Origin of the sequence: Psychromonas antarctica, assembly GCF_022267535.1 — a bacterium.
GTDB lineage: Bacteria > Pseudomonadota > Gammaproteobacteria > Enterobacterales > Psychromonadaceae > Psychromonas > Psychromonas antarctica.
Genome location: NZ_JAHNZV010000171.1, coordinates 1 through 3894, shown reverse-complemented (window position 1 = coordinate 3894; position 3894 = coordinate 1). Strand labels below are relative to the sequence as shown.

Here is a 3894-nt window from a genome sequence, read left to right as displayed (position 1 = left end):
CTGCTCAAATGCAGTAATAACGCTACTAAGTTGCTCTGGATTTGACATAATTAAGTCCTGATGGATGAGTTACCCGTATTAAATCAGAACAAAAAATGGAAGTTGAGCTACGCTGCCGTAAGCTCACAAGTAACAATAAGCTTCAATTTATCAACATTGTGGTCGTCTCTTATCTCCCCCAATAATGCCTATTTAAATTAGCACATTACAATATGTGCTAATAATATCGACAATAAGGTCATATCACTATATAACTTGCTTTTGCATTGATAATTGACCATTTACTTCGTTATCTATGATCCTCAAACGCAAGAGGTATAGCTTGTTTTATATTCGAGCCAGGTTATGGCTAATTCTTTATTTTATCGCCTTTCTATTTATTTGGGGCATATTCTTACCTTTTTGGGGGATTTGGCTGGAAGGGCAAGGAATTTCCAGTAGTGATATAGGCTTACTTTTTTCAGCGGGTCTGTTATTACGTTTTCTCAGTAACCTGACTTTATTACCCAGAATATCGAGTGGCATTAGCTTATTACGCTTGCTACGTTTCTTAGGTCTATTAACTTTTATTGCATTTACGCTCCTTTTTTATCTACAGGGCGATCTATGGTTGGCCATTATTACCTTATGCGTTAATTTTTTTATGGCCCCTATGATGCCTCTAGGCGACGTCATAGGTTCGCGTCTAGTTAAACAGATTAATTTAGATTACGGTCGCGTTCGGTTATGGGGATCATTGGCTTTTATTGCCGGATCAACTTGTGTTGGCTGGTTAATTGTTGAGTACGGGCAGCAAGCTATTTTATGGCTGATTGTTTGTGCAACACTACTTCTATATTTACTGAGTTTATTGAATTTATCTCCACAACTAGCAGAAAATGATCCATCAGAAACGCCCTTATCGGGCTCCCTGTTAGCACTGTTTAAACGTCGGGATGTGATCCTATTCTTAATTATCACAGGGGCTATTCAAGGTAGTCATGGTGCTTATTATGCTTTTAGCAGCATTTATTGGAGTCACTCAGGCATTAGTGAAACTAATATTGCCTACTTATGGGCGCTAGGGGTTTTCGCCGAGGTCCTCGTGATGCGCTTTAACAGTAAACTATTTAATCGCTGGTCAATTAAGCAGATGCTTTTATTAGGATTAGTCGCCAGCATACTGCGTTGGCTAATGGTTGCAATAAGCAGCGATTTGTATCTTTTAGGCCTGTCACAAACATTACACGCATTCACTTTTGCGGTAACACACTTAGCCGCTATTCGTTATATTGGGTTGCAAGAGAACAAGGAGATGATGCGTTATCAATCGCTTTATTCAGCAGTTGCACTTGGCCTTATTTTGGCTCTATTTACCTATATTTCAGGAGCTTTTTTCGAGTCACTACAAGGCGATATATTCTTGCTAACATCGCTATTGTTAATGCCTATTTTCTGGTGTATAAAAATTTGGAAGATTGATGAAAGAGCAGTGAAACGCTAGGGCCTGTTTATTCGTCGACACAGGGGGGGAGCTAATACATGACAGTACGTGAGGTACTAGTAATCAAACCGTGCAAAGACACGGTTTTGATTACGAACAACAATACAACTAATCTTCGCCTTCAGTGCCACGAAAACGCTTAGTTATACCGTTTAAAAAATTCCTTAATAACTGATCTCCGCAAACCTTAAAATTGCGGTGATCTTTCTTTCTAAACAGTGCCGATAGTTCAGATTTAGAAACTGGAAACTCAGCAGATTCCAATACATCCAACATATCATCTTCTTTGAAGTTAAGTGCAATACGCAGTTTGCGAAGGATATCGTTATTTAACATGACTGTATTTTCGGGTAAAACAATCGGGCTTGAGCCCTCTTTTTTACCGCGTTTTTCATTGATTAGGCCATCTAGAAATAGCGATAAAAGGCTATCTGTGCAGAATATAAAATTTTCTTCACCTTCTTTTGCCATGATGCTACGCAGGTAACTCTCGTCGATTGCATTATCGACAGACGCAAAAATTTCTAACATTTTTTTATCGTTAAGTTGCAACGCATAACGTACACGTCGTAAAACATCATTTGTGATCATAAATTCTCAATAGTTAATAAATTAAATTAGGCATACTATAACTACAATACAAAAATATGCCAGTTCAGAGCAGATAATTAGGCGCTGCACTATTTATCCATTCAAAAATTAAAACGACACAAGGTTAAGCATTACCTTGCACTTTTAGTTGCTGTTCTGCCGCGAAATCCAACATCCGATTTAATGAAACTAACGCGCCTTTGGCAACTGCTTCGGGCACATAAATCTCATGACCTGTCGCATCGCTTAATGCGTCATATACCGCTTTTAAACCATTCATAGCCATCCATGGACAATGAGCACAACTACGGCATGTTGCGCCATTACCAGCAGTCGGTGCCGCTAATATCACTTTATCTGGACAAGCTTGCTGCATTTTGTAAAAAATACCTGTATCGGTAGCCACAATCAGTTGCTTATTCGCTAAAGTTTGTGCGGCTTTAATTAACTGACTAGTTGAGCCAACTGCATCGGCTAACTTGACAACGCTCATAGGTGATTCAGGATGAACTAAAACAGCAGCATCGGGATAAACAGCTTTCATATCACGAAGAGCACTGGCTTTAAACTCATCATGCACAATACAATCACCTTGCCACATCAACATATCTGCTTTGGTTTTTGCCTGAATATAACTACCTAAATGACGATCCGGGCCCCAAATTATTTTCTTACCTTCACTATCAAGATGCTCAACAATCTCTAATGCAATGCTTGAAGTAACCACCCAATCAGCACGCGCTTTAACAGCTGCGGAGGTATTTGCATAAACAACAACAGTGCGCTCCGGATGCTGATCGCAAAAATCAGCGAAAGATTCTATAGGGCAGCCAATATCTAATGAACAAGTTGCTTCAAGCTCCGGCATTAAAACACGCTTCTGCGGCGTCAGAATTTTAGCCGTTTCCCCCATAAAGCGCACACCAGCAATAATTAATGTTTGTGCTGAATGATCACGACCAAAACGAGCCATTTCAAGAGAATCAGCGACATAGCCGCCGGTCTCTTCTGCTAAAGCTTGGATTTCAGGATCAGTATAATAATGAGCAACCAGCACCGCATCTTTAGCAATCAATAGCTGTTTTATCTTCGCTTTGTAATCAATTTTTTCTTGATCTGAAAGCACCATCGGCTTAGCAGGAAACGGGTAGTCAGAACCAATAAGGGGAGAAAATTTGCTCATCAGCATCTCTTAGATATTAAAAATGGGAGCAAATTATAACAATTGCGTGGACTAATGTGTATAAAATTAAGTAAAGATAACTTATATCGCGGATATTTAACACTAGGGGGATAATAGAATTGGTGGGCCGTGAAGGATTTGAACCTTCGACAAATGGATTAAAAGTCCACTGCTCTACCAACTGAGCTAACGGCCCTAAATAAATTAGGCTTACTACTGAAGTCGAAGGTATCACCTTTGACTCTTATCAACCCAAGTGGATTAAAATTTAACTTCTAAATCAACTGAGCTAACGGCCCTAAATAAATTAGGCTTACTACTGAAGTCGAAGGTATCACCTTTGACTCTTATCAACACAAGTGGATTAAAATTCAACTTCTAAATCAACTCAGCTAACACCCGAATGTTTTCGGTTTTTTTACGATAAAGTATTGACTTCTACAATAACGTAAAGTGGTGGGCCGTGAAGGATTTGAACCTTCGACAAATGGATTAAAAGTCCACTGCTCTACCAACTGAGCTAACGGCCCGAATATTTTCGGATTTTTCAATAAAATATTGACTTCTACATAACGTAAAAGTGGTGGGCCGTGAAGGATTTGAACCTTCGACAAATGGATTAAAAGTCCACTGCTCT

General features: G+C 39.3%; 3 protein-coding genes and 2 tRNA genes. 1 reads left to right on the top strand and 4 read right to left on the bottom strand.

What is annotated here, in order from left to right; genetic code table 11:
- Positions 1 to 322: 322 nt before the first annotated feature.
- Entirely contained in the window at positions 323 to 1483 is a 1161-nt protein-coding gene (locus tag KSO91_RS16355) for a 3-phenylpropionate MFS transporter (RefSeq protein ID WP_238744093.1), read from the top strand.
- A gap of 108 nt (positions 1484 to 1591) precedes the next feature.
- On the opposite strand, the gene KSO91_RS16350 is transcribed toward KSO91_RS16355, so the two are convergent.
- The 4 genes from KSO91_RS16350 to KSO91_RS16335 form a co-directional block, all read right to left on the bottom strand.
- Positions 1592 to 2074 carry a YehS family protein gene (locus KSO91_RS16350; RefSeq protein ID WP_238744092.1) on the bottom strand — a complete coding sequence of 161 codons (483 nt, stop codon included), beginning with the start codon at positions 2072 to 2074 and terminating at the stop codon, positions 1592 to 1594.
- Positions 2075 to 2198: 124 nt separating this feature from the next.
- Entirely contained in the window at positions 2199 to 3263 is a 1065-nt protein-coding gene (gene nadA, locus KSO91_RS16345) for a quinolinate synthase NadA (RefSeq protein WP_238744091.1), read from the bottom strand.
- Positions 3264 to 3377: 114 nt separating this feature from the next.
- Positions 3378 to 3453 (bottom strand) — tRNA-Lys (locus KSO91_RS16340).
- 258 nt (positions 3454 to 3711) lie between these two features.
- Positions 3712 to 3787 (bottom strand) — tRNA-Lys (locus KSO91_RS16335).
- Positions 3788 to 3894 lie beyond the last annotated feature (107 nt).

Coding starts and splice junctions, on each gene's coding strand:
- nadA (WP_238744091.1), bottom strand. CDS start 3,263: ATGCTGATGAGCAAATTTTCTCCCCTTATTGGTTCTGACTACCCGTTT.
- KSO91_RS16350 (WP_238744092.1), bottom strand. CDS start 2,074: ATGATCACAAATGATGTTTTACGACGTGTACGTTATGCGTTGCAACTT.